Source organism: Clostridium lapidicellarium (assembly GCF_041224415.1).
GTDB lineage: Bacteria > Bacillota > Clostridia > Clostridiales > Clostridiaceae > Clostridium_B > Clostridium_B lapidicellarium.
This window is the reverse complement of the sequence record NZ_JBGFFE010000013.1, coordinates 46,005-70,735: the sequence shown is the minus strand read 5'-3', so window position 1 is coordinate 70,735 and position 24,731 is coordinate 46,005. Positions and strand designations below refer to the sequence as shown.

18 protein-coding genes and 3 pseudogenes are annotated in these 24,731 nt (G+C 39.1%); 2 read left to right on the top strand and 19 right to left on the bottom strand.

The window, feature by feature from the left end:
- Positions 1–15: 15 nt before the first annotated feature.
- The 9 genes and pseudogenes from AB8S09_RS09980 to AB8S09_RS09940 form a co-directional block, all read right to left on the bottom strand.
- Positions 16–1,065 (bottom strand): lactonase family protein, encoded by a 1,050-nt coding sequence (locus tag AB8S09_RS09980; protein ID WP_369869049.1) that lies wholly within the window; start codon positions 1,063–1,065, stop codon positions 16–18.
- A gap of 30 nt (positions 1,066–1,095) precedes the next feature.
- Positions 1,096–2,355, bottom strand: a complete 1,260-nt coding sequence (locus AB8S09_RS09975; RefSeq protein WP_369869048.1) for an SLC13 family permease — start codon at positions 2,353–2,355, stop codon at positions 1,096–1,098.
- Between the two features lie 179 nt (positions 2,356–2,534).
- Positions 2,535–3,887: an MmgE/PrpD family protein gene (locus AB8S09_RS09970; RefSeq protein WP_369869047.1), complete on the bottom strand. Its 1,353-nt coding sequence runs from the start codon at positions 3,885–3,887 to the stop codon at positions 2,535–2,537.
- Between the two features lie 13 nt (positions 3,888–3,900).
- Entirely contained in the window at positions 3,901–4,302 is a 402-nt protein-coding gene (locus AB8S09_RS09965) for a hypothetical protein (RefSeq protein WP_369869046.1), read from the bottom strand.
- A 192-nt stretch (positions 4,303–4,494) separates the two neighbouring features.
- Positions 4,495–6,171 carry a hydratase gene (locus AB8S09_RS09960; protein WP_369869045.1) on the bottom strand — a complete coding sequence of 559 codons (1,677 nt, stop codon included), beginning with the start codon at positions 6,169–6,171 and terminating at the stop codon, positions 4,495–4,497.
- Positions 6,172–6,188: 17 nt separating this feature from the next.
- On the bottom strand, positions 6,189–7,313 hold the full coding sequence (locus AB8S09_RS09955; protein WP_369869044.1) for a 2-methylaconitate cis-trans isomerase PrpF family protein: 1,125 nt from the start codon (positions 7,311–7,313) through the stop codon (positions 6,189–6,191).
- A 196-nt stretch (positions 7,314–7,509) separates the two neighbouring features.
- Positions 7,510–8,757, bottom strand: a complete 1,248-nt coding sequence (locus AB8S09_RS09950) for an SLC13 family permease (protein ID WP_369869043.1) — start codon at positions 8,755–8,757, stop codon at positions 7,510–7,512.
- A 30-nt stretch (positions 8,758–8,787) separates the two neighbouring features.
- Positions 8,788–9,833 (bottom strand): annotated as a pseudogene (locus AB8S09_RS09945) (lactonase family protein).
- A gap of 257 nt (positions 9,834–10,090) precedes the next feature.
- The gene (locus AB8S09_RS09940) at positions 10,091–10,987 is read right to left on the bottom strand and encodes a LysR family transcriptional regulator (RefSeq protein WP_369869042.1); all 897 of its coding nucleotides are present in this window, start codon (positions 10,985–10,987) and stop codon (positions 10,091–10,093) included.
- A 168-nt stretch (positions 10,988–11,155) separates the two neighbouring features.
- Here AB8S09_RS09940 and AB8S09_RS09935 point away from each other — a divergent pair, with 168 nt between their 5' ends.
- Positions 11,156–13,447, top strand: coding sequence for a hydratase (locus AB8S09_RS09935; protein ID WP_369869041.1), 2,292 nt, complete (start codon positions 11,156–11,158; stop codon positions 13,445–13,447).
- 300 nt (positions 13,448–13,747) lie between these two features.
- Complete coding sequence (locus AB8S09_RS09930) at positions 13,748–13,981, top strand: hypothetical protein (RefSeq protein WP_369869040.1); 234 nt, start codon at positions 13,748–13,750, stop codon at positions 13,979–13,981.
- Positions 13,982–14,648: 667 nt separating this feature from the next.
- On the opposite strand, the gene hypE is transcribed toward AB8S09_RS09930, so the two are convergent.
- From hypE to AB8S09_RS09880, 10 genes and pseudogenes are all read right to left on the bottom strand, one after another.
- Positions 14,649–15,653 carry a hydrogenase expression/formation protein HypE gene (gene hypE / locus AB8S09_RS09925; RefSeq protein ID WP_369869039.1) on the bottom strand — a complete coding sequence of 335 codons (1,005 nt, stop codon included), beginning with the start codon at positions 15,651–15,653 and terminating at the stop codon, positions 14,649–14,651.
- Positions 15,646–16,701, bottom strand: coding sequence for a hydrogenase formation protein HypD (hypD, locus tag AB8S09_RS09920; RefSeq protein WP_369869038.1), 1,056 nt, complete (start codon positions 16,699–16,701; stop codon positions 15,646–15,648). Before hypD ends, hypE begins: the two co-directional genes overlap by 8 nt.
- Positions 16,701–16,907, bottom strand: a complete 207-nt coding sequence (locus AB8S09_RS09915; RefSeq protein WP_294180739.1) for a HypC/HybG/HupF family hydrogenase formation chaperone — start codon at positions 16,905–16,907, stop codon at positions 16,701–16,703. The genes hypD and AB8S09_RS09915 overlap by 1 nt, the downstream gene beginning before the upstream one ends.
- Positions 16,908–16,934: 27 nt before the next feature.
- Positions 16,935–19,235, bottom strand: coding sequence for a carbamoyltransferase HypF (gene hypF, locus AB8S09_RS09910; RefSeq protein ID WP_369869061.1), 2,301 nt, complete (start codon positions 19,233–19,235; stop codon positions 16,935–16,937).
- A 52-nt stretch (positions 19,236–19,287) separates the two neighbouring features.
- Entirely contained in the window at positions 19,288–20,334 is a 1,047-nt protein-coding gene (locus AB8S09_RS09905; RefSeq protein WP_369869037.1) for a nitrogenase component 1, read from the bottom strand.
- Positions 20,335–21,630 carry a nitrogenase component 1 gene (locus tag AB8S09_RS09900; protein ID WP_369869036.1) on the bottom strand — a complete coding sequence of 432 codons (1,296 nt, stop codon included), beginning with the start codon at positions 21,628–21,630 and terminating at the stop codon, positions 20,335–20,337.
- Positions 21,620–22,384 carry a nucleotide-binding protein gene (locus tag AB8S09_RS09895; RefSeq protein ID WP_369869035.1) on the bottom strand — a complete coding sequence of 255 codons (765 nt, stop codon included), beginning with the start codon at positions 22,382–22,384 and terminating at the stop codon, positions 21,620–21,622. The genes AB8S09_RS09900 and AB8S09_RS09895 overlap by 11 nt, the downstream gene beginning before the upstream one ends.
- Complete coding sequence (locus tag AB8S09_RS09890) at positions 22,381–22,746, bottom strand: hypothetical protein (RefSeq protein WP_369869062.1); 366 nt, start codon at positions 22,744–22,746, stop codon at positions 22,381–22,383. Before AB8S09_RS09890 ends, AB8S09_RS09895 begins: the two co-directional genes overlap by 4 nt.
- A gap of 75 nt (positions 22,747–22,821) precedes the next feature.
- Positions 22,822–23,448, bottom strand: a pseudogene (locus AB8S09_RS09885) (nitrogenase component 1); the annotation flags it as partial.
- Positions 23,449–23,525: 77 nt separating this feature from the next.
- Positions 23,526–24,530: pseudogene (locus AB8S09_RS09880) on the bottom strand (nitrogenase component 1); the annotation flags it as partial.
- Positions 24,531–24,731: the final 201 nt, after the last annotated feature.

Below are 24,731 nucleotides of genomic sequence, written 5' to 3'. Positions count from 1 at the left end.
TTAACTATTAATCTCTTAAGAAAAAATAATGCAAACCGGGCTGCCTGTCTCAATAATTTGACCAGTATGTATAAGCCTGCCGTCTGGCTGAATACTAAAAGGGATTATTGTATCACTGTCTTCATTTGCGACATATAAAATCTGTCCAGTTGGATCAATTGTAATAAATCGTGGTGTATTGCCTAAAGTGGAGGACCAGCCTATACTTTTGAGCATACCTGTCCGTGTATTAATTTTATAAATAGCAATACTATCATGTTTTCGATTTGATACATAAAGATACTTACCATCATGACTTACAACAATACCACTAGCCTGACCATTCCCTGTATAAGTTTCAGGTAGAGTAGACAATATCTGTTTTGGTTCCATTATACCCGTTTGCTCATCAAAAATATGAAAACAAACTGTATTATCTTTCTCATTTACTAAGTACAAGAACCGATTATTAGGATGAAATGCCACATGCCGCGCCTCAGCCAATTCCCTAGTCTGAAGAATATATTTTTCCGAAAAAGATCCACTATTTGAATCAAATGAAAGAACTGTGGTCTTACTTATACCCGCATGCCTTCCTTGGGCTGGTACTAAGAGATACTTTTGTGTATTATCAAACATAGTTTGATGTGGGTGAGAAACATCGCCTTCTTTTTCTCCAGTAATTATAAACTTATCTTTCACATTTCCAAGACTACCATCTTCATTCCGCGGCAAGGAAACAACTGTACCTGTTTGCAGGTTTGCAACAATCATATAACTATTGGTTTTATCTGGCGTGAGAAATACTGGATTAATTCCTCCTGTACTAACTCTATTTAAAAAGGTTAAATTTCCCGTTAAATGATCTACCGAAAAAGAACTTACTTCACTAAAATCTCCATGTACTGTGTAAAGAAACTCTTTTTCATTATCAAATGATAGATAAGATGGATTTATCAAATCACCTATAGTATACAAATGCTCCCATTTTCCTGTTTCATCATCAATATGATAGATTTCAATTCCCAAACCTCTTGCATTTCGTTCCTTAGTAGTTCTACATCCTACATACGCATACGTTATCATCTCAAATCTCCTCTCTTTATAATCCTTACTTTAAATAAAAGGTTTAAATATACCAACTAATGTTAGAGCAGCAGCAAATAAAAGCAAAGAAACACAGAGAATAAACAATTTTATAAAAAGTGACTGCTGTTCTTTTTCATTTGCCCCAGTATCTTGTGTATATCCAGCCATTAAAAGACAGCCTGCCGTAGAAAGAGGACTTATGCCAGAAAGCGTTGAACATGACACAATAGCACTTACCATTTCTACAATATTTGCACTACCACCTATACTCATAACAAGTTTAGGAACAGTTGGTATCAATGTCGGCATAACAACCCCATTTGCTGAGCTAAACCATGTCATAATTCCTGCTGTCAAACCAATAATTGGAGCTGCAGTAAAACCATTCATAAAAGATGCAAGAATTTTTGCCAGTAAAGTAATACCCCCCATGGATTGAGTAACAGCCATTAGAACACCAACACCGCAAACCAGGATAAGTACACTCCATGGCACTAATTTCATTGCCATTTTTTCATCCGAGACCTTAAAAATTGTCAAAATAACAGCAATTAAAAACGATATCAAACCAACATCAAGTTGAAACCCTATAACCAAAACGGCCAATGTTATCAGACCTATTAAACTGATTTTTTGCTTTGTATTAAATTTAGGAACTTTGTCCACTGAAACCTGCATATCTGAATTAATTTTATAACCTTTAAATACTATGTATACGATCACTGCACAAATCAAATTTACAAGAGTAACTCCTAAAAAAACTTTCACCTGAATTTCATGAATGCCAGTAATTTTTTGGGCTGACAGCAAATCTCCTACAATTATACCTGTAAGTGCTATTGGCGAAGCAGTACCACCTACTGAGCCTAAAAAAGCAAGTGTACCCATCATAATTGCTGATACATTCATTTCTACAGCAAGTGACACCGCAAATATGATAGTGACTGCTTGTACTGAAATTGCACCAGGTCCTGCAGCAGAAAGTACATAAGAAACTACATACATAATTATTGGAATAAAAAAAGTACGTTTTCCAACCAACAAAATAATTTTTTTAGATAAAAGTTCCAAAGTCTTATTTTCTTGTAGCATACTAAATAAATACATTGTTCCAAGCAAAGTTATAAACAATTTGGTTGGAAAGCCGTTAAATATAATTTTAGTATTTACCCCGCCAATCATAGCAAGAATTAGAGCAAGACCTAAACATACTATACCAACATTTATTTTTTTTACAACACCTAGTATAATTGCCCCTATTAAAAATATAAGAGACACAATCTGCATGATCATTTAATATACCTCATTTCTATTTTTTTAAAATTGCATATGTTAATTCCCCACCTCAACTTAAGCCTATTTATAACATCCCCTAAATTAAACCCTCTATCGTTTATAAACATATCTCTATTATTGCTTAAAACAATAAACTAGCATTTTGTAAATCTCAGAGTACAAGTTTGTTCTCAAAGCTTTGGCATTTTTGTATATTCTTCTAATTTTAAGATTCTATCAATTATTTTTTCTTTATTTTCAGAATAATGTTTTTGCATGATAATTTCTGCTTTTTCTATAACTTGATTCGTTGTCAACGGATTATAAATACTTCCAGAAGGGTCTTTTATAATAGTTTTAAAAGTTCTGCCATCTTTGCAACGAACATGCATTTCACAACCCCAATGTTCAGGATAAAGTTCAGTAAATCTTTTATCTTCTTTGACTATAACTTTATGAAGCAATTCTTGAACCTTAGGCTTATCAATTATATCCTGCTTAAATTCATCCATAGTAACTTTTCCATATAAAAATGCAACAGCTACTGCATACAGAGTAGAAAATTTTGCATCTAACGGTATCTTAGGGTTCAAACAGCCTTTGCTAACTGCACACTGCTTATAACCCACAAGATATGTCCCTACTTGTATTTTTTCAATCTCCTCATATCCTATACCGTGTTCTTCTCGTATTTTTAAGGCACTATCAATTGCACAATGTGAACTTCTACAACACGGATATGGTTTATTATCTAATGATAAAATCTCATATTTTTCACCCAATCCTTGGGAGACCTTAGTTACATCATATTCATCAGACATAGCCGCAAGCAGCCCTCCATCTTTTGCATCCAAAATATGTTCTGGACCCGTCATACCTGCTTTTGCTAAAAATGCAGATTCTAAACCATTTGAAGCAGCTCTACCAACATGTAAAATCTTACAATTTGCTCCATCACCAAGAAAAGCCCACAATCCACATGCCTGAGTTCCTGCCATCCCTAAAGTAGATATTGTTTCTTTTTGATCTAATTTAAGCAATTTAGCACAAGCTGCAGCACAACCAAATACTCCACAAGTTGATGTTGCATGCCATCCTTTATTCCTGTGGCTAGATGCCCCTAATGCCATCCCTATTCTAGCTGCAGTTTCGTAACCGCAAACTACTGCTAATAGAAACTCTTTTCCTGTACATCCTAAATATTCAGCTGTAGACCAAGCTGCTGGAATTACACTAGCCCCGATATGAGCCTTTGATGCAGTGTGTACATCATCTAATTCTAAAGTATGTGCAAACATAGCATTTATCATTGCAACTGTGGAAAGCGAAAATTTTTCCGACTTTCCCCACACACTGCAATCCTCAGCTTTTGTTCTCATTTTATAGGATTTAGCAATACTATTCACTAATTTATCATCTCTTGCACCAACAGCTACTCCTATTATGTCTAGTACACAGAGCTTAGCTGCTTTTACAACTGGCTCAGGTAGATCCTCCCATCTCAGATTGCTAATAAACTCAGCTAATTTGCGTAAATCATTCATAGTTTCACGTCCTTTATGATTGAAGTTTGTTCTTATAAAAATTAATTAAACTTCCTGCAAGTAAAATTTCTCTTTCTGCTTTTGACACATTTTCTAGTTTAAGAATTATACTTCTCTTTTCATTGTTTCTTATAATGAAACCTTCTACTTTATCAACACCTTCTGCTATTAACTTTCTTATATTCGGCAAATAAATATAATCATCTACCATCAAATCAATGTTATCATCAGCATAAGTAAATGGGATTATGCCCCAATTAATACAATTACTTCTATAACGTTTTGTAGAATACTCAATACATATGTTAGCAAGTCCCCCCAATACTTTTTGACAACTCGCAGCATATTCACGAGCAGAGCCATCTCCTGGACGCTTTGCATAAAGAACAGAACCAATACCTGTTGTTTTTATCAATTCTTTTACAGGAGTTTTATTACCAAGTACTTTTAATATCTTATAATACTCTGTAGTATTTTCTGTTTTATTTGCAATTCTTGCTTTTTCATAAGCTTGAACAGCTTTTGCTTTTCCAACATAATTTGGATCCTTTCTAATTAATGTAAATTCCGAAATTTTATATGGGTTTGATCTATAAGAAGCAGTTTCTCACGATGGAATTAATTCATCTGTTGTTGTAACTTCATCTCTAATTACACTTGCAACCTTAAGTAATAAGTTATCTGTTAATGTTTCCATTCTTGGCCAATCCTTGATGTCGGGACCATAAATCATTTCCACTTTTGGCTTGGGATTTCCGAATCCGTTATATACAACATTTTTATATATTTTATCACTAAACTCATATTTTGGAATTTCTACATTTAATTGGGAATTCCTCGCTGACGTTAAAATGCCACCATTGAATGCTGTTGCTGCAATAGAACGTGCATCCATAAGTGCAACTGATGCAATTTGACCAGCAGCTGGATTCGAACCCTCTCTGTTGGGAAAATTTCTCGTAGTATGTCTAATACTAAAGTCATTATTACCCGGAGTATCTCCTGCACCAAAACACGGACCGCAAAAAGCTGTTTTTATTCTAGCACCTTTTTCAATTAAGCTATTCAAAATACCTAATTTATTTAATTGATACATAATCGGCTGACTAGCAGGATAAATATTAAGTCCAAAATCACCTAATCTCCTTGGTGAGCTTTCAGCAATTTTACTCATCAAATATATATTTTCGAAAGAGCCTGAGCAGCATCCTGCAACAACACCCTGATCAACCTTAACTCCATTCTTAGTAATTTTATCCATCAAATCAAATTTAATATTATTATTTTCAAATACCCTTCTTGCTTTCTTTTCAACTTCTGCAAAAATTTCATTTGAATTTTCGATTACATCATCAATAGCATAAACATTACTTGGATGAAAAGGTAATGCTATCGATGGAGCAATTTTATCCAGATCTACTTCTATGACCCCATCGTATAAAGCAACATTACCAGGATTAATTTTCTTATATGCTTCTGGTCTTCCATGAATGTTAAAATATTCCTGAACCTTTTCATCCGTCGTCCAAATTGAAGAAAGGCAGGCACTTTCTGTAGTCATAGTATCAATACCATTTCTAAAATCCATAGACAATTTTTCTACGCCAGGTCCAACAAATTCTAATACCTTATTTTTAACGAATCCATTCTTAAATACCATTTTAATTATATTTAGTGCAACATCCATTGGTCCCACATATGGTTTAGGTTTCCCTTTAAAAAATACAGCAATTACTTTCGGATAACTCAGAGCATATCCCTGACCAATCATCTGCTTTACTAACTCTGGGCCACCTTCTCCAATTGACAACGAACCCTGTGTTCCATATCTTGTATGAGAATCAGAGACAATTGACATACCTCCTGATTCAACTATCATTTCCCTCATATATTGATGAATAACAGCTTGATGTGGCGGAACATAAATACCACCATATTTTTGGCATGCTGTTAAGGCGTATTTATGTACGTCAGCGTTAATAGTGCCACCAACAGCACCTAAACAATTATGACAGTTAGTAAATACACATGGCATAGGAAATCTCTTCAATCCACTTGCTATAGCAGTTTGTAAAATACCTACATATGTATTATCATAAACGCCCATTGAATCAAACCTTAATTGTAGATTTTTCATATCCCCAGAAGTATTATGCCTTTTTAAAATACCATAAGTCATAGTATTTTTTGTTGCTTCATTGGGAGTTATATCAACTTTCTCATTAATTTTCCCAATTCTTTCATTATTAATAACATACGTTTTTCCTTTATGTAATTTAATCATAATTGATTCCTCTTTTCTTAATCTCTTACATATACATAACCATCCATAATTCTTCTAGCAGTTCTAGTTACACCACCTTTTATTACTTCCTCTCCATCTATCTTCATATCTACTTTAGTAATGCCACTTGAGTGACCAATTGCAATAATATTTTGATCTTCCTTTGGATTAATTAAATTATTAACAATAGTTCCTTTAATTTTAACAGCTGAGCCAGTCGCAATAGCAACTGTCATTGGATAAGCTTTATGTATTTTACCAACTGAAACTGCTCTGCAGCAAATATCCATATCCCCAGCTTTTACTATATTTCCATCCATATCCACATAATTCTGCGGCTTTGATATAATAGAAACCTTAGGAATTGATGTAGACGTTTTTCTTGCATCTTCCCAATTTTGTACAAAACCAATTTTCTGGGCAGATATACTTCTAATGCGTTCAATATGCTCCATAATATCCTTATTACTATTTAATTCAACAAGTTCTGTACCTTTAATACCTATATCCTCTGCTTTAAAAAATACAACAGGATTTGCACAATCAATAATCGTTACCTCTATAGGATCATATCCCGGAATATTCAACATATCCCTTTTGCTTCCCGTAGGAAATAATTTTTCTGTTACTGCTCCAGCCGGCTTCTCAAAATACATATCAATTCTAGAACCTGTTCCAGGAACACCTTTTATAATTTCATCACCATGAACCATAGCTTTTCCATTTTTTACTCTTACATGTTCTTCAATGATTTTATTTGTATTTGTGTTTAACACCCTAACTACCGTAATCGGCTCTACAGCTTCTACCAACCCCTCATCAATAGCAAACGGACCTACCGCAGAAGAAATATTTCCGCAATTAGCACTATTATCTACTCTTGGGATAACAATATCTACTTGAAAAAAGTTATAATCCACATCAACACCCTGGTGATTCGAAGGCGATATTACTGCAACCTTACTTGTTGATGATACTGTCCCCCCCATACCATCAATTTGTTTTATATCTGGCGTACCCATTACTTTTAAAAAAATTTCATTCCATAAAGCTTTATCTTTCGGTAAATCCTTTTCATGAAAGAAGACAGCTTTGCTTGTTCCACCACGCATATATACACATGGATACTTTTTCATATACATACTAAAACCTCCCTAATCATTTACACAACTTCATTATATATCTTAAATTTAGCAAAGTATAATAGCATAATTTTATCAATATCCATAACTAAAAGGAATAATAGTTCATATGCAAAAAGCTACTTGACAGTAGCTTTTTTAAAACTGATACAACGTGTCATATTGATTTTTATTTCATAAAATTAAAGTATTTAATTTATAATATTCTATAAACACCTAAAATAGCCAATATAGATACCAGTGCCAAAGCCACTAGAGTCCATGCCCAAAGTCGTATAAAGATTTTATTTTCTTCTCCTTTGCTTCCCCCTTCTGTCATAATTGTAGCCATTATCAGACTTCCAGTAGTTGTTGTCGGCCCTACAGTTATAGTTGCAGCTATACCAATAGCAGAAACAAGTTCATTTATAGACACTCCATTGCCAACTAGATGGGCAATACCTCCTACTGTCGGCATCAATGTCGGAAAAACAACACCCAATCCAGAAACAAACCATGACATAGTTCCTGCTGTAACTCCCATTATCGCACCTGCCGTGTATTTATTCATTATAGAAGCAAGAGCATGGGATAATAATTTTATTCCTCCCAGCGATATTGAAATCTGCATCAGTACTCCCACTCCAGTTACTAAAAGCAGGACCCCCCAGGGTATCCCCTTTATACTCTTCCTCTCGTCAGCAACACCAAGCATAAGTAAAATTATACCTATGAGAAATGCCGCCAGGCCAGGATTAAACTTAAAAAACATTACCATTATAACCATAGCCAACAAGCCAAATAATGATACTACTTGCTGTTTACTGAATTTGACTGTAGAATTTTTATCGACATTTTTTGATGCTATAACTCTATACCCTTTGTAATATACATATATAATTATACTTAGTATAATGGCTGTAACAGTCATACCTATATTTAAATGCAGCATAAAACCGCTTATTTTTTGTTTTTCCAAAATTCCCGTAATTAAAACACCTTCTGGTGTTATCGAATTCATTCTGCCTGAGAAAACCCCGCAATCGGCTATGAGGCACAACATCAAGGGATCGAATCCCATTTCTTTAGCCAGCGGTATTGCAAATGCAGGCATCAATGCTAAAGATGGAATTGCACCCGGGCCAGCAGCACATATTGCATATCCTATTGCATACATCAATATGGGTAAAAGCCAAGTCCTTTTTCCAATTAATCTGACAATTTTTTTTGCACCAATCAACAGCGCTTTATTCTCATTTATAATGCTAAATAAAAAAGTTACTCCCAGCAAAGTCATGAACAGGGACGCATCAAATCCTTTTATTATAGCTTTATCGGAAATTCCCGCTATTCGTCCCATTACTAAAGCCACTCCGATTGACAATATACCTATATTTATTTTTTTATAAAAACCTACTACAATTGCCGCAATTAATGCTATAAGTGATAACAAAGCCAAGTTCATGTGAATATCCCCCTCTAAATTTTGTATTAACTACGAAAATAAAATACAAACAGGACTTCCCGTTTCTATTTTCTGACCTGTATACTTTAATAGTCCATTTTTCTGATTTACTTCAAAAACCACTATGCTATCACTATCCTCATTTGCAACATACAGGTACTTGCCTTCTTCATCAAAAGTAAAAAATCTGGGTGTTTTTCCCAAAGTTGATTCAAATCCTATATTTTTTATATATCCAGTATTGGGATCTATAGAAAATATGGCAATGCTATTATGGATTCTGTTTGAAGCATATAAAAATTTATTTGATTTATGAACCATCACTTCACTTGCTTGTCCTGGGCCTGTGTACGTTCCGGTAAGGTTGAAACAATTTGTTTAGACTCCAATTTACCATTGCTATCATCAAAATAATGAAAAGTTATAGTACTGTCTTTTTCATTCAGCAAATATAGATATCTATTGTTCTGGTCAACTGCAACATGCCTTGGCTCTGCAAATTCTCTTGATCTCAGTTTACATTTTTCAATGAGCTTTCCATTTTGCTTATCCAATTCAAAAACTATTATCTGTCCATATCCCTGTATTCTTCCCTGAGTTGGAACAAATACATATTTTTTCTTATTGTCGAATATACATTGATGTGCAAAAGAAACCTTATCTTCTGTTTTTCCCTGCAACCTTACTATATCAATTGCTTCACTCAGCATACCATTTTTTTGTCTTTTATAAGTTAAAACAGATCCTCCCTGCAATGTTGCCACTACGATATACTGATTTGTATCATCAACTGACAAATAAACCGGATTCTTACCATGGGTGGATACGGTATTCAAATGTTCTAATGTGCCGTCGTCTTTTATTTTAAATGAGCTGACATCACTGAGATCTCCGTGAACCGTATACAAATATTCCTTATTATTGTCAAATGCTAAATACGACGGATTTTCTAATATTTTTAATGTCTGTATTTCTTTCCACTCCTTAGATTTTCCATCAATTTTAAATACCTTTATACCCTCTCCTCTTGCATTTCTTTCTCTTGTAGTTCTGCATCCTACATAAGCATATTTCATTTTACAAACCTCCTAAATTAAAATAAAATTATTATATTATGCAAACGTTATTATGATTGTCTCTAATTATCCCTCCTTTTTTGACAAATTCATTGATTGTTTATAAATACCTTATCATTTTTGTTAGAATAGTAAAAATATTAATATATAATATCTCTATAACATCAACTTATAATTAGCTATTTTAAACAAAAAAAGCATAAAAAACCGTATTTTATAAATACGAATTTTTATGCTTTTCCAAATTTTCTTATTTATCATAAATAATATTTCTTCAATATTGATATAAAATCACGAGATTCTTTAGAAATATATTTATTGTATTTATAGGCAACACATATTGGACGTGAGGAAAAACTGCTATTCACATTAAAATATTTCACATTATTATATTTTGAAATTATGTCTGGTAAAATAGATACCCCACAATTCCGACTAACTAAAGAATTAACTGTATCTAAATTTTCAGTTTCCAAAACTACATTGGGTCTAAAATTAAATTCTTCACAAATTGATTCCAATACATTTCTCATTTTAAAACCACTTTTAAGTGCAATAAAAGGTTCATCTTTAAAAATTGATAAATCGATAAAATCGTCTTCAGTAATTGTATTCAAAAATTTTTTGACTACAATGTTGCTCGAACAAACTGCAAATTTTATCTTTTCCTTAAATATTAAATCATATTTCACTTTAAAAGAAGATAATGGCAGTGGAATTATAGCTAGATCAACTTGATCAGATATTATCTTTTTTTCCAAAATTGAAGAAACATCTTCAACTACCTTTATCTTTACATATGGATATAATTTATTGAATATAGGTAAAATAACAGGTAGTAGATATTTACCATAAAATTGAGACATTCCAACTTTTAAATTAGATCTCTTTAAAGTGGACAACTCCTTCATTTTGCATTCCAAATTCTGAACATCTTCCAAAATCGGTATCCCATTTTTTAAAAACAGTTCCCCAAATTCAGATAATGATACTTTAGATTTAGTTCTTTTAAATAAAACAATTCCCAGTTCATTTTCAAGTCTATGGATATATTGACTTAAAGCTGGCTGACTTATATATAAAAGTTTTGCAGCCATTGAAAAATTTCTAGTTTGGGCTACTGTCGCCACATATTTTATATCCTTAATATCCAAATTAACACACCCCACTCATAAATTGATATTATAAATATATAATATATTAATATTTTGATTATTACAAAAAAAATGTTAAATTGTAAGAGAAGGCAATAAAAATATTTTCATTAAGTATTTATAAACAAGTAAATCTGTTTTGACAAATAAAAATGGGAGATGATATTCATGATAAAATTACTAAATGAAGGTGCGTTTCTTTTAAATGGAGATAAAATTTATCCTGATGATGCTGAAAGTTTAAAAAAGCTTCAATCACAATTGGGTAACAAAAACATATCAAGAGAAATGGCAAAAAAGAATACAATTGCCTATCCAATTCTTCAGGAACACAATCATTCTGGAGACAGCAAAAATTTAAAAATAAAATTTGATGCTATGGCCGCCCACGACATGACTTATATGGGAGTTCTCCAAACAGCACGTGCCAGCGGCGTTACAAAATTTCCAATCCCTTTCGTTCTCACAAGCTGTCATAATAGTCTCTGTGCAGTCGGAGGAACTATTAATGAAGATGACCACGTTTTTGCACTATCTGCTGCAAAAAAATATGGTGGAATCTATGTTCCACCAAATATATCAGTTATACACCAATTTATGAAGGAAAAAATAGCTGCAAGCGGAAAAATGATTTTAGGTGCTGACAGTCACACCCGAGGTGGTGCTCTAGGTGCTATATCAATAGGTGAAGGTGCCGGTGAATTGGTTAAGCAATTATTATGCAAAACCTATGATATAGCATATCCTAAAATTATAGGCGTCTATTTAACAGGGAAACCTGAAAATGGCATCGGCCCACAGGACATTGCCCTAGCAATAATTGGTGCAGTATTTAAAAATGGATTCGTAAAAAATAAGATAATGGAATTTGTAGGACCGGGAATTAAAAATTTATCAGTAGATTTTAGAAATGGTATAGACATAATGACAACTGAAAGTGCCTGTTTAAGTACTATCTGGAAAACTGATAATAGAGTCAAAGAATATTTTGAAATTCATGGAAGAGAAGGAGACTATAAAGAGCTAAATCCTGGAAATATTGCATATTATGACGGACTTATATATCTGGATCTTTCAAAAATAAAGTCAATGATAGCTATGCCTTTTCATCCAAGCAATGTATACACTATTGATGAAGTCAATCAAAATCTTTATGATGTCTTAGATAAAGTGGAAAAAGATGCCGTTAAGCTAATAGACAGCGGAAGTACAAAATTTACATTAAAAGATAAAGTGAGAAACAACAAACTGTATGTTCAGCAAGGTTCTGTAGCTGGATGTGCTGGCGGTACATATGAAAACATCTGCGCCGTAGCTAGCATTTTAGACGGTCATCATTTAGGTAACGGAAATTTTTCACTTAGCATTTACCCAGCAAGTCAGCCTATATATTTAAGTTTAATAAGAAATGGTACAGCAGCTAAAATAATAGCAGCAGGTGCACTATTTAAAACTGCCTTTTGTGGTTCATGCATTGGTGTAGCTGATATTCCAGCTAATAATACATTAACTATAAGACATGTGACAAGAAATTTTCCAAACCGTGAAGGTTCAAAACCGGGTAATGGTCAGATAGCTGCAACTGCACTAATGGATGCTCGCTCAATTGCAGCTACAGCTATCAATGATGGTGTACTGACATCTGCAACAGATTTAGATATAGATTATAATGTACCCAAATATTATTTTGATAGAGGAATATATGATAGTCGTGTCTATTATGGATATGGTAAAGTTGATGAAAATCAAAAAATAATAATAGGTCCAAATATTTCAGATTGGCCAGAAATGACTGAATTACCGGATAATTTAATTCTAAAAGTGGCATCGTTTATTGAAGATCCGGTTACAAGCACCGATGAACTAATACCTTCAGGAGATACATCATCATACCGTTCTAATCCATCGAAACTTGCAGAATTTACTTTAATACGCAGAGATCCAGAGTATGTTGGCAGAGCTAAAAAAATTCAAAATGCAGAAAAAGCCAGAATTATCGGAAATTTACCTTTTACTGAAAACAATGATTTGAAAGACGCTTTCACAAGAGTCACAGAAATTTATAAAAATATAAATCTAAAAAATACTGGATTCGGAAGTCTTATCTATGCTGTTAAGCCAGGTGATGGATCTGCCCGTGAATATGCTGCCAGCTGTCAAAAAGTTCTTGGTGGATATGCAAACATTGCAAAAGAATACGCTACAAAAAGATATCGTTCAAACTTAATTAATTGGGGTATGATACCATTTACGATAGAAGATGATCCCAAGTTTAGGTGTAATGATTTTATTTTCATACCTAATATAAGAAAAACGCTTTTAAAAAAATGTCAAAAATTAGATGCCTATATTGTGAGAGACAAAATTGAAAAATTTACACTGAATATCCACAAGCTTACGGATAATGAAATTAATATTATATTATCAGGTTGTTTAATTAACTATAACAAAAAACAATAGAATTATCATAAATAAAGGCCACTTAGCAGAATAAACTGCTAGGGTCTTTTCTTTTTTTAATCAACATTGATTTCAAAGCAGGCAAATATAACTTAGTATTATCAAAACTGATCTTATATAAATGAAGGTAAATTAACATGGAAATAATATTTGACTTCAACTTCAAGCTAAATAAATCACAGGTATTTAAGACTTTAAAGTCCTATGGCGAGTTATTGGAAGAAAATAAAATGGCTGTGCGGCTTCTCACTACGGTGTACGAAACAACAGAACTCGTAGGTATGCTAATCATAGAAGAAAATGGTAATAGACACAATACTCACTTCCTGCCCGTTTGAAACAAGCTCTCAGCTTTTCACTCACATCTACAAAAAATCCAAAGAATTGAATCTAGGGTTAAGTTGCAGAATATCACCCAGCGATGGAGAGCTCCGCCTTGAATATCAAAAAAACATACTTGAAAAACTAGATACTAAAAATTTTTTGAATTTAACTATAACAGAAAGTTATACACTTCTTCTAGTTATTCCATAGCATATATACGTAACCGATGAAAATTTGCCCTTAAATAAAAAAGGCTATAATTGCTCATGATGTCCCAACAAAAATATCTTCAAAATAAGGACCATTTGACTTATCAGTTCAATTATCAATAATCAATTACATCTGGATTAGTAAAATTCACATATTCTGACTTTTGAAATTTTTCTTCTTGTTTCCATTTTATAAGCCCCTAATCTTAAACAGGAAATAAAATTCTAGCTATGTATATGACTGATGTAAGTGTACCAGCACTATAAATAGTCGATACCATTACTTCCTGAGATGTAAAGCTCTGCTTATTATAAATCCTAATCCAATCAATATAAAAATAAGTATAATATTATTTCCCAATATATCTTAACTTTTGTTTTATTAAACACTTGAAAAAAGATTTTATTACCTTTTTCTGTTATTTTTACAGCAAAAGCTCCCCCAGCAACTCTATATTTTTTTATTTATAGTATATAATGATTAATTCATAATTAAATATGAAATCATTATAATCATTCTATCAACAAATTTTCAACAAAAACTTAAAGTGTAAATTATAGTCGAATTAATAGATTAGCATTTACACTTTAAGCTCAAAAAACTTTTACCTAGTCGGACGGTATGACTTTTTAGATTTATTTGTTGAAATTCATTATTTTATATTATGTCAGCAAATGCGAGGCAATAGTTCTCCACCCGGCTGGGGAAGAAGCGTCTGTGAGCCAATTGCAGTTTTCATAATCACCTTGCCGGGCATGTCAGAGGTAACCTCACCTATGACTGCGGCATTTCTTGAATAAGGGCATTCGTGAAGTGTTTTTATGACCGACTGAGCTTCTTCCTTTGGTGTAAATACTATAAGCCTGCCTTCACAGGCCAGATACAGAGGTTCCAGTCCGAGCATACTGCAGATGCCGGATACCTCTCCGGCCACCGGGATCTTTTCGGCATCCAGACAGATTCCAACACCGCTCTGTCCTGCAATTTCATACAGTACCGTACCGACACCGCCCCGTGTGGCGTCACGGATAACGTGAATATTTTTGGTGGTATTGAACATTTGTTTAACCGTATCCCACAGCGGTGCACAATCACTCGTGATATCTGCATCAATACCAAACTCATTTCTGGCAAGCAGAACCGCACAGCCGTGCCGCCCGACATCGCCGGTCACTATAACGGCGTCACCTGGACGGGCCAGCTTTCCGGAAGTATTTGCACCTGCCATTATCTGACCGATTCCAGTAGTGGTAATAAAAATATTGTCCACCTGACCTTTTCCTGTCACCTTGGTATCACCAGCCACAATCCTTACGCCGGCTTCCTTTGCCGTCTTTTCCATAGCTGCTGCAATCTGTTCCAGTTTTTCCATGGGAAATCCCTCTTCAATCACAAAAGCACAGGATAGATAAAGCGGTTTTGCACCCATGCAGGACAAATCGTTGACTGTCCCGCATATGCTGAGTTTTCCGATGTTTCCGCCCGGGAACTCATAGGGAGAAACAATAAAACCGTCCGTAGTAAAAGCAATCTTCCCCCCCGCAATTGATAGGACCGCTGCATCATCCGCAGTCAGGTCCGGATTAGAAAAATGAGCTTTGAATACCTGATCAATCAGCTCCGACGTCTGCTTTCCGCCCGCACCATGAGCTAACATAACTGTTTTATACATTGAAATCTCCTCCATACTGATAATAGGCTGAACATGCACCCTCGTTGGACACCATGCAAGCACCCACCGGATGCTGCGGTGTACAGCCAGTTCCGAACATTTTGCAGTCCGGCGGCCTGCATTTTCCCTGAAGCACATCACCGCAGCGGCATGCAGGGTTGCTCCTGCCAGTAACCTTCGGTAGGCTGAACCGAAGTCTCGCGTCAAAATCGCTGTATACCGTCCGGAGCTTGAGCCCGGAACCCTTTATCATCCCAAGTCCCCGCCATTCGGCGTCACATGGCTCCATGACTTCATTTATAAGATTCTGAGCAAGTACATTGCCTTCGGGCTTTACGACTCTTGGATAACAGTTCCGGAAAAATGGCTTTCCACCTTGTGTCAACCTGATCACGACAGCAAGTGCGGTGAGCAGCTCGCTTGCGGTAAATCCCGTCACAACGCCGGAGATTCCCTTTTTAACAAGCTGTTCACAGACGTATGTTCCGGAAATAGCATTGACATGCCCTGGATAGAGAAATGCATCAGCACTGTCCTTCAGCGCCTTGTAAGCGTTCGGCATAGTTTTGTTGGCACCTAGGATAGTGAAATTTTTGAGGCCAGCCATTTTGGCCTTTTTGACAGCGAGACACGCCGCCGGCACCGTGGTTTCAAATCCCACCGCTAGAAAAACAATATTTTTATCTGGGTTTTTCTCCGCATATTCAATGGCATCAAGCGGAGAATATACCATCTTAATCGCCGCACCCTTCGGCCTGGCTCCGGCCAGACTCATCTTTGATCCGGGAACACGGATTAAGTCGCCAAAAGTACAGATGACAGTGCCATGATCGAGTGCGAGCATGACAGCCTCGTCGATAAAGCTGACCGGCGTAACACAGACCGGACATCCGGGACCGGAGATCAATTCAACAGCCTCGGGCAGGATTTTCCGGATACCCAGCCTGAAAATTTCATGGGTATGCGTGCCGCATACTTCCATAATGCGAATGTGCCGTCCATCATAAGATTCAATAATTTCCCTTGCGGATATATTCTGATTTCCCATTAAAGTGTCTCCATAATTTTATTGGTTTCATCAGCATCGCTGTCGGTAATTTTGGCAATAGCCATTCCTGCATGGACCATAACATAATCGCCGGGATCGAGATCCTCGATCAGGTCTACCGATACCTTCCTTTTGGCCCCGGACATATCAATAACCGCCGTACCTTCATCGATGTTGACAACCTTTGCTGATATTCCTACACACATAATTCATACCTCCAATTAATATATAGTCTATTGATTCAAACGATACATGGCAGCAACTGCCTGACCAAGTGAAATTCCTCCGTCATTCGGAGGGATAAGACTGTGAAGCAGCACAGTAAACCCACGTTTCCTCAACCGTGAGGCACACATTTCAGTGAGGAGCCGGTTCTGAAAAACCCCGCCGCTGAGCGCACACACATCGAGCCCTGTTACAGTTCTGGCCTTTTCACAGCCCGCCGCAATCATTTCCGCGAGGACGTCATGAAAAATATAGGCGAGTTCTTGGGTGTCTCCGCCCGAAAGCACTGAATCTGTCAGATATTTCACCAGCTCATCCGTACAAAGTACAAACCTATTTTTCCCGGAAACCAGTATTCGATCGGCCGCACCAAAAACTTTTTTCGAGATATCCGGATGCCGTTCGCAGTAAGTCTCGGCGGCAAACTGGAGAGCCATTGACGCCTCGCCCTCAAACGTCGAGACCTTCCTCACGCCGAGAATCGCACTGACCGCATCGAAAAGCCGTCCGGCGCTGGTTGAAACGACACTATTGATCTTCTTATCCACCATAGTCATCTGCACATGCATCATATTCTGGCTGCACAAACCAAGTGCGGATATAACATCGGTAGCTTTATCTCGATACAGGGCATAAATCATCGAGACAGCAATACGCCAGCCCTCCCGCGCCGAGGCATCACCGCCGATCTGTAAAAACGGGCGGATACTGCCAAGCCGTTCGAATTCTCCATAAGACGACTTTAAAAACTCGCCTCCCCAGATGGTTCCGTCGGTCCCATAGCCAGTACCATCGAAAGAAACTCCAATCACATCGTCTGCATAATCATTTTCCGCCATACATGAAACAATATGAGCATAATGATGCTGTATCTTCATAACTGGCAGGCCAAGTTCTTCTGCAACGGCCGTTGTGTTGTATCTAGGATGCATATCACACGCTACGATCTGCGGCTTTGCTTCAAGCAGCGTTTCCATCCTTTCAATAGATTCGCGCAGAGCACAGACGGTGCGTATATCCACCATATCCCCAACATAGGGGGACGGATAAAACAGTCTATTTTTTCCGATGCAGAATGTATTTTTCAGTTCGCCGCCGATGCCAAGAACCTGTCCATGAAAATCACCGGAGAGCATAAATGGCAGTGGTGCGTATCCGCGCGACCTCCGGATCATATAGGGTTTTCCCTGTAAAAAATCCATAACGGAGTCGTCGACCCTCATACGGATTTTTCGATCGTGCGACAAAACCACATCGCAGAATCCGGAGATCTCATGCAAGACATCCTCGTCGTTTCTACAGATCGGTGCACCTGATACATTTCCGCTTGTCATTACCAGACAGTCCGTCATTTGCACATCGTCATCATAATCAAAGAGAAGCATCTGTATCGGTGCATAAGGCAGCATAACTCCAACCATCGGGTTGTCGGGAGCAATCTGAGTGCAAAGACAGCTAACCAGCCTTTTTTTTAAAAGAATAATTGGCTTTTGGGGGCCATCCAGTATTTTCTCCTGTCCAGGGAGAATCACACACTCGCGTTTTACCGTGTCCAGATCACGCAGCATAACCGCAAATGGCTTCATCGGTCTGTTTTTTAAGGTGCGCAGACGATCAACGGCCTTTTTATTTGATGCGTCACAGCAGAGATGAAAACCGCCAATTCCCTTTACCGCTGCAATTTTTCCATCCATTATGGCACGTCTTGTATAAGTAATTGCATCTGCACCACGCTCCAAGCGACCAAGCAGATACACCTGAGGACCGCAGTCATTGCAGCAAACCGGCTGAGCATCGTACCTTCTGGTTTCGGCATGGGTGTATTCATATTCACAGGCGGGGCACATCGGAAATTCTCCCATACTCGTGCGGACACGGTCGTATGGCATTGAATCGAGGATAGTAAGTCTCGGGCCGCAGGCAGTGCAATTGATAAACGGGTGCAGGTAACGCCGGTTATTTCTGTCAAAAAGCTCCCGCTTGCACTTATCGCATGTGGCAATGTCCGGTGAAATGAAAATATCCCCTGATTCTTTTTCACTTTCAACGATTTTAAAGCTCTCCGCAGCCTTTTCATCAGTCTTGTTCACATCTATCTTCAAAATTGCCGATCTCTCCGGGGATTCATTTTGCAGTGCCTCCAAAAACGCATGGAGTGCTTTGTCCGTCCCCTGTGCATGCACTTCAACATAAGATCCCTTGTTGGCCACACCTCCCTTGATGCCGAACCGATCGGCAATTCTGCTTATAAACGGCCGGAAACCCACACCCTGGACAATACCATAAACTCTGATAATCAAAGAAGACATTTTTATCAATTCACTCCCTTCCCTTCCTTTACCAAACTATCCTTTATACAGTTCATTCTTCCAGTCTGCCAGATACCGCGAAATGTGGAAAATCAATAAATTGGCCATGATAGTGCCTGAGTGCACGTTTCAAAAAACTGTCACCTATAATCACGTCATAGCCGCCGTCTTCAACAGCAGCAGCGAACCGAAGCTCATCCGTGAGTCTGAAGTCACCCTCCTGTTTAAGATCGTCTTTCAGCATGAACCACGATGCAACTGCCACGTCGGCATCGGTACCAGCAAGTATTCTATTGCGCACCGAGTTTGCCAGCACTTGCTGATGGATCACAAGCACCCGTTTTCCTGCAAGTCCCGTTAATTTTCTATTCAGATCTTCTGAAATGAGAGGACAATCTATGATATAAGGTGTCCCGAAAGTTGTTTTCAGATATTCTGCGGTTTTAAGGCCGGCAGGAGAGACAACCAAGTTTTTCTCTGCGGCAGAGGCATGCTGTACACTGTCAAGACCGCTGCCCATTCCATAGCAAACAGCCCTGCCAAGACCGCTGTGCTCCACCGCTGCGGCCATAATGTCACCCGCACGAAGGTTGGAAAATTCAAGTGGTGTCACCCCCAGCACACCTACAGTACCACGTTTCACCGGAAAAGCCTCCGTGGCAAAATTCTGAAAAAGTGCCAGCATAGCATTCTCTTCACCCTCATCGTATAAGCCAGCCCCACTTGTCTCAACGGTTAAAGCCGGAAGCCCGGTTCTTTTTTCGGCCATATGCTTAAGTGCGCGGAAATCTGTTCCTATGACCGCCGGCACAGGTGTTCCGATAATCGCCGTAAACGCTGCATCCGTCTTTGACACGGCGTCCTGCAGTTTGGAAATCAACCGTTCGTCGCATCCTAGTATAGCATCCATATCACGCAGCCCTGCACTGAAAATAGCACTTTTTTTCTGAAACCAGCGCGGCTCATCAAAGCCGCACACATTGCCGGTGCATCCACCCGCATCACAGATTACAATAAGACCTCCCAGTTCGAAGAGCACCGATACAGCTCCTGATATATCGGGTGCAAACGGCGACAGATATTTGATCACAGTAGTCATTCAATCTCCCTCCTTACCAAGCGCCGTATCCAGCGCTTCAAAAAGTCCCGTTACGCCGGCATATCCGAAGGGCTGGAGTTCCTCATTCCAGCAGATTCCGACACATCCCGGATGATAATAGGCAGCATCTTTGCCGATAAAGGCATTTACGTTCGAATCGCATACATCGTAACAGAGCATGGTCGGGGAGAGATTGGAATAAATTTTAGTCTTCGGACTAAGCCGTGCAATTTTTTTGATGTAGGAAAAATTCATGTCACCCACAGTTCCGTAGATTTCAGAAACCGCGAATCCATATCGGATCAATGCCAGCGACAGCTCGAACGGATCAGCATTTGTCCATTCACCCACCGCAAAGATGACATCACCGTGATTTTTGTGAAATTTTTCAACTGAGGCAGACGCCATATCGTAATATTTTTGATCATCAAAAGTCACACCCACGGCCTGCCCAAAAAGATGATACTGATTACGTATTTTGTCCAGCTGATACATCCTCGTCAGTTCAATGCTCGGAATTTTCAGCTTTTTCTCCATATCCAGAGCGGCATATCTCGCCTCCTGGTTCAGTACAAGATTGAAGTTTGCCTGCGACATCTTCAAATATTCACCAAAATCCAGGCATCGGGAAATTTCGCGGATCTTACGCACGCCAGCCTGTCTTAGTAAGGAATACAGCTCACAGTCATCTCTCAGCGGTGAAAAATATCCGAGTATATTCACTGCATCCGGTTTTTTAGAGGCAGGTTTCAGCAGGGAATAAATCGACCGGCGCACCGCAACCATGGGCGGCAGACGCCCTTCCCGCGTCAGCGCATACATATAACAGGGAATCACGGGAACTCCCGCATACTCTGATGCCTTTTTACATACACGTTTCATATCCGTTCCAAGCAGTGCATCAACACAGGTAATACAGATCATAACGGCTGTCGGTGCCGTATCGCATGCCTCGCAGATCTCCCTGACAGCATCAGGAATTTTGGCCAGATGCCGGCCTGTGACAATATCAGTTTCATCCATCATCATGTAAAAAAATCGTTCATTGTAGCCCTCTTTGCTGAGTGCCGCCGTGTTTCTTCCACAGCAGCCCGGTGAAATAAGCAGCATCACGGAACCTGGAACAGCCAGTCCGGCACGTTTGACACCGAAGCCCTGTGCACCTGGAGAATTGAACGCCAGTGTTGCAGGTGAGCTGTAAATCAGGTGTGCAGACGAGAGCAGCTCACTCGGTATATTGGAACGCCCGCGGTGTGCCAGTTCTTCAGCACTTATGTAATAGGCCCTATTCATCATTTTCTTCATCCCCAAGCAACAATTCTGCCAGATCAAAAAATTTGCAGCTTACAGACAGTGAAGCATCCCCTTCTACGACGGTTTTCCCCATATCTTCATATCGGATAATGTCGTCACTTCTCGGAATATCCGCAACAATCGGCAAACCGGCATTTAAGGCAAATTCCCGAACCTTTTCTTCCTCATGATCCACATTTCTGCGGTTAAATACGATACCGCGCACTTTTGCATAACTGCGATCAGCAAAATTATGGACAGCGGTATTGATGTTGTTTGCAGCATAAAGTGCCATCTTTTCTCCGGAAGTGACGATCAGTACTTCTGATGCATACGCTTCCCGTATCGGTGCGGCAAATCCTCCACAGACAACATCTCCAAGTACGTCGTAAAGGATAACATCGGGACGGTATTTTTCAAAAAGATCCAGATCGTTTAGAAGGCTGAATGTGGTAATGATTCCCCGACCCGCACATCCGAGTCCAGGAGTCGGTCCGCCGGTTTCGATGCACAAGACATGTCCAAAGCCTTCCTTGGTAACTTCATCTAGACGATCCGGCTCATGGTCGAATTCCCGCAAATAATTCATAACTGGCATGACCCGATTCCCGGCAAGCAGGTTGAGCGTAGAATCTGCTTTAGGATCGCAGCCGATCTGGATTACCCTTTTCCCAAGAGAAGCAAATGCAGCGCTTAGATTGCTCGTAATCGTTGATTTCCCTATTCCGCCTTTTCCATAAACAGCTATCTTTATCATATCGCTCCCTCCAGTTTCAGTTTTCTATTGATCAAATTCGGTATCCGCTTCCGGTAGCACCTTCCGGAAAACGCCTCATGAGGCAGACTGTAAAACGGCACGCCGTCCGGACATATAGGCTTATAAAGCGGATCCGCTATGACACCGCCGGCCAGAGTAAACTGTCTTGCTGCACTGTCTTCGTCCGGAATAAGAATGTCACCTTCTGCCGTCAGCTCTCCCGTTGTTTCCAGCGGGCAGAGTACCCTGACCGACCTGCCGGATTCTGCCTCGACTGCACGTGCAAGCGATCCGGCGGATATACTTTCTCCGACAACTGCCAGTTCACCACCTGATACATTTCGCCGATCCGCACAGGGCATGCTGCTTTTCCCACTCTTTGCAGCACTTCTGAGCGCACGGGCGAGAATGTCGGCAAACCCGATTCCAAACGGGACACCGGCGACATATGGAGTACCAAACTGTTTTTGCAACACTTTTGCAGCCGCAAGACCGCTGTATGACACAACAAGATTGACATGTGCGCTGCCTGCCATGCTGATATGATCCAAATCGCTGCCCATCGCCATACAGGATACAATCCGAAATCCACTTTCGGCGAGCCACCGTTTGATGGATTCCACGCTGCCGTTGACAGAGAAATCCAGTGGTGTTGCCCCGATGATATTTGCAGAGAGATCTTTCGACCTGACAGCATCTCTGCGGCAAAAATGTTTTACGACAGCCTCCAGTGCACGGGAAACGCCGGAAAGATAGGAGTGCATGCCGTTTGTACTCACGCTGAAGGCCGGAATACCGGTCTTTTCACCGACCACCTTGGCAATTGCCTTAAAATCTGTCCCGATCATTATTGCCACCGGGGAACCGCATATGGCAATGAACCTCGGCGAGAGTTCACCTGCCGTATTCACAATGTCGCCGATCAGCCTGTCATCGTCACCTAGAATAGCTTCCGTCTCCGTCAATGCGGATATATAAACCATGCTGTCCAAATCGTACCACCTCGGCTCATCATGTGTCGTATATGTGGAATTGCAGCCTGACGCATCATGAATTACAGTCATGCCGCCTAGTTCAAAGAGAGCAGAGCATACACCCGAAATGTCTGCCGTATAAATTGATATAATTCTTGCTGTCTGTCTCATAAGCAGCTCTCACACCCCAATCCTTTATATTGGATAACTGTCTTCGTATCCTTTTCATGCAGATATGCATCAGTCATCATTTCAGCAAGACGGACGATCCCATCAAAGCCGTACATTCCACCACCTGCAACAATATTTACAAAATGACCTGTCTTATTGAAATACGCGGCTTTCTGGCCGATTGCCAATACCTCTCTGTCATGAATTCCGTGGGCGGCAAACCGCATTTTCGGGTGTACCGTCGAGGACAGCACAAGTTTCGGTTCATTTTCTTTCAGCCATATAAAATCCTGTTCGTCCTCATCAAGGAAACTGTCCGCATAAACTTTTTTTACCACAAAACCGTGCTCCATAAGCAGACGGGCCAATCCGAGCGGACGCGGTGTAGAGGTGTAGTCAATATCAACAGGCATATTTCCAATAATACGCCGTGCGTCTTCAAGTGCTCTGTCCGCCCTGTCCATAGCATCTGAAAAATCCGGCATCTTAATTTCAAGCACATTTGCAAGTTTTCTATAATTTTCCATGATTTCACTGTACGAATAGCTCAGCGGTAAATACAGATGATCCTGACCAAACCTTCTACGGAGTTCCTCACCAGCAGCAAACGCAGCGGGAAGATAGGTAATATTGACAGCACTTTCCGCCATTTTCAAATAGTCTTCATAAGTTTTACAAAATGTGATGTCCCTGATCTTAAATCCCGCACTGCGTATTAAGAAAATAAATTCACTTGATTCGTCGGTGGGCCTATCATTTCCGATTATATTGACATATTTTTTATTTTTCCGCACCGGTCTCAATGCGCTGTACAGCTGGCGTCGCATAATTTGATCCATTGTCAGTCCGCTTTTGCGCATTGTAGGCGTCATATAGCACTCAATAAAATCAACGCCTGGAAAATGCGTGCGCAGGTCAGTTAGAGCTGCCTTGAAATCACATCCTGTAAAAAGATGGATACAGCTGATAAACACAAGCACAGCCGGCGGGAGAGTATCCATTTTATTCAGGATATCGGCTGTACCATCGGCAATATCCTGTTCCATACTACCGTCCAGAAGGCCATTTTCACAAACCGAAACCCAGGATATTCTGTCCATGGCATTCATCTCCGCCGCGGTGAGAATGACTCCGCGCAGGCATCCCTCGGCACAGACAAACACCTGGTGCGACTGCGGTATCAGCATCCCCGTATGTACAAT

Bases quoted from the DNA above. Each gene is read 5' to 3' on its own strand.
- AB8S09_RS09980 (WP_369869049.1), bottom strand. From the start codon at position 1,065: ATGATAACGTATGCGTATGTAGGATGTAGAACTACTAAGGAACGAAAT.
- AB8S09_RS09975 (WP_369869048.1), bottom strand. From the start codon at position 2,355: ATGCAGATTGTGTCTCTTATATTTTTAATAGGGGCAATTATACTAGGT.
- AB8S09_RS09970 (WP_369869047.1), bottom strand. From the start codon at position 3,887: ATGAATGATTTACGCAAATTAGCTGAGTTTATTAGCAATCTGAGATGG.
- AB8S09_RS09960 (WP_369869045.1), bottom strand. From the start codon at position 6,171: ATGATTAAATTACATAAAGGAAAAACGTATGTTATTAATAATGAAAGA.
- AB8S09_RS09955 (WP_369869044.1), bottom strand. From the start codon at position 7,313: ATGTATATGAAAAAGTATCCATGTGTATATATGCGTGGTGGAACAAGC.
- AB8S09_RS09950 (WP_369869043.1), bottom strand. From the start codon at position 8,757: ATGAACTTGGCTTTGTTATCACTTATAGCATTAATTGCGGCAATTGTA.
- AB8S09_RS09935 (WP_369869041.1), top strand. From the start codon at position 11,156: ATGATAAAATTACTAAATGAAGGTGCGTTTCTTTTAAATGGAGATAAA.
- AB8S09_RS09930 (WP_369869040.1), top strand. From the start codon at position 13,748: ATGGTAATAGACACAATACTCACTTCCTGCCCGTTTGAAACAAGCTCT.
- hypE (WP_369869039.1), bottom strand. From the start codon at position 15,653: ATGTATAAAACAGTTATGTTAGCTCATGGTGCGGGCGGAAAGCAGACG.
- hypD (WP_369869038.1), bottom strand. From the start codon at position 16,701: ATGGGAAATCAGAATATATCCGCAAGGGAAATTATTGAATCTTATGAT.
- AB8S09_RS09915 (WP_294180739.1), bottom strand. From the start codon at position 16,907: ATGTGTGTAGGAATATCAGCAAAGGTTGTCAACATCGATGAAGGTACG.
- hypF (WP_369869061.1), bottom strand. From the start codon at position 19,235: ATGTCTTCTTTGATTATCAGAGTTTATGGTATTGTCCAGGGTGTGGGT.
- AB8S09_RS09905 (WP_369869037.1), bottom strand. From the start codon at position 20,334: ATGACTACTGTGATCAAATATCTGTCGCCGTTTGCACCCGATATATCA.
- AB8S09_RS09900 (WP_369869036.1), bottom strand. From the start codon at position 21,630: ATGATGAATAGGGCCTATTACATAAGTGCTGAAGAACTGGCACACCGC.
- AB8S09_RS09895 (WP_369869035.1), bottom strand. From the start codon at position 22,384: ATGATAAAGATAGCTGTTTATGGAAAAGGCGGAATAGGGAAATCAACG.
- AB8S09_RS09890 (WP_369869062.1), bottom strand. From the start codon at position 22,746: ATGCCCTGTGCGGATCGGCGAAATGTATCAGGTGGTGAACTGGCAGTT.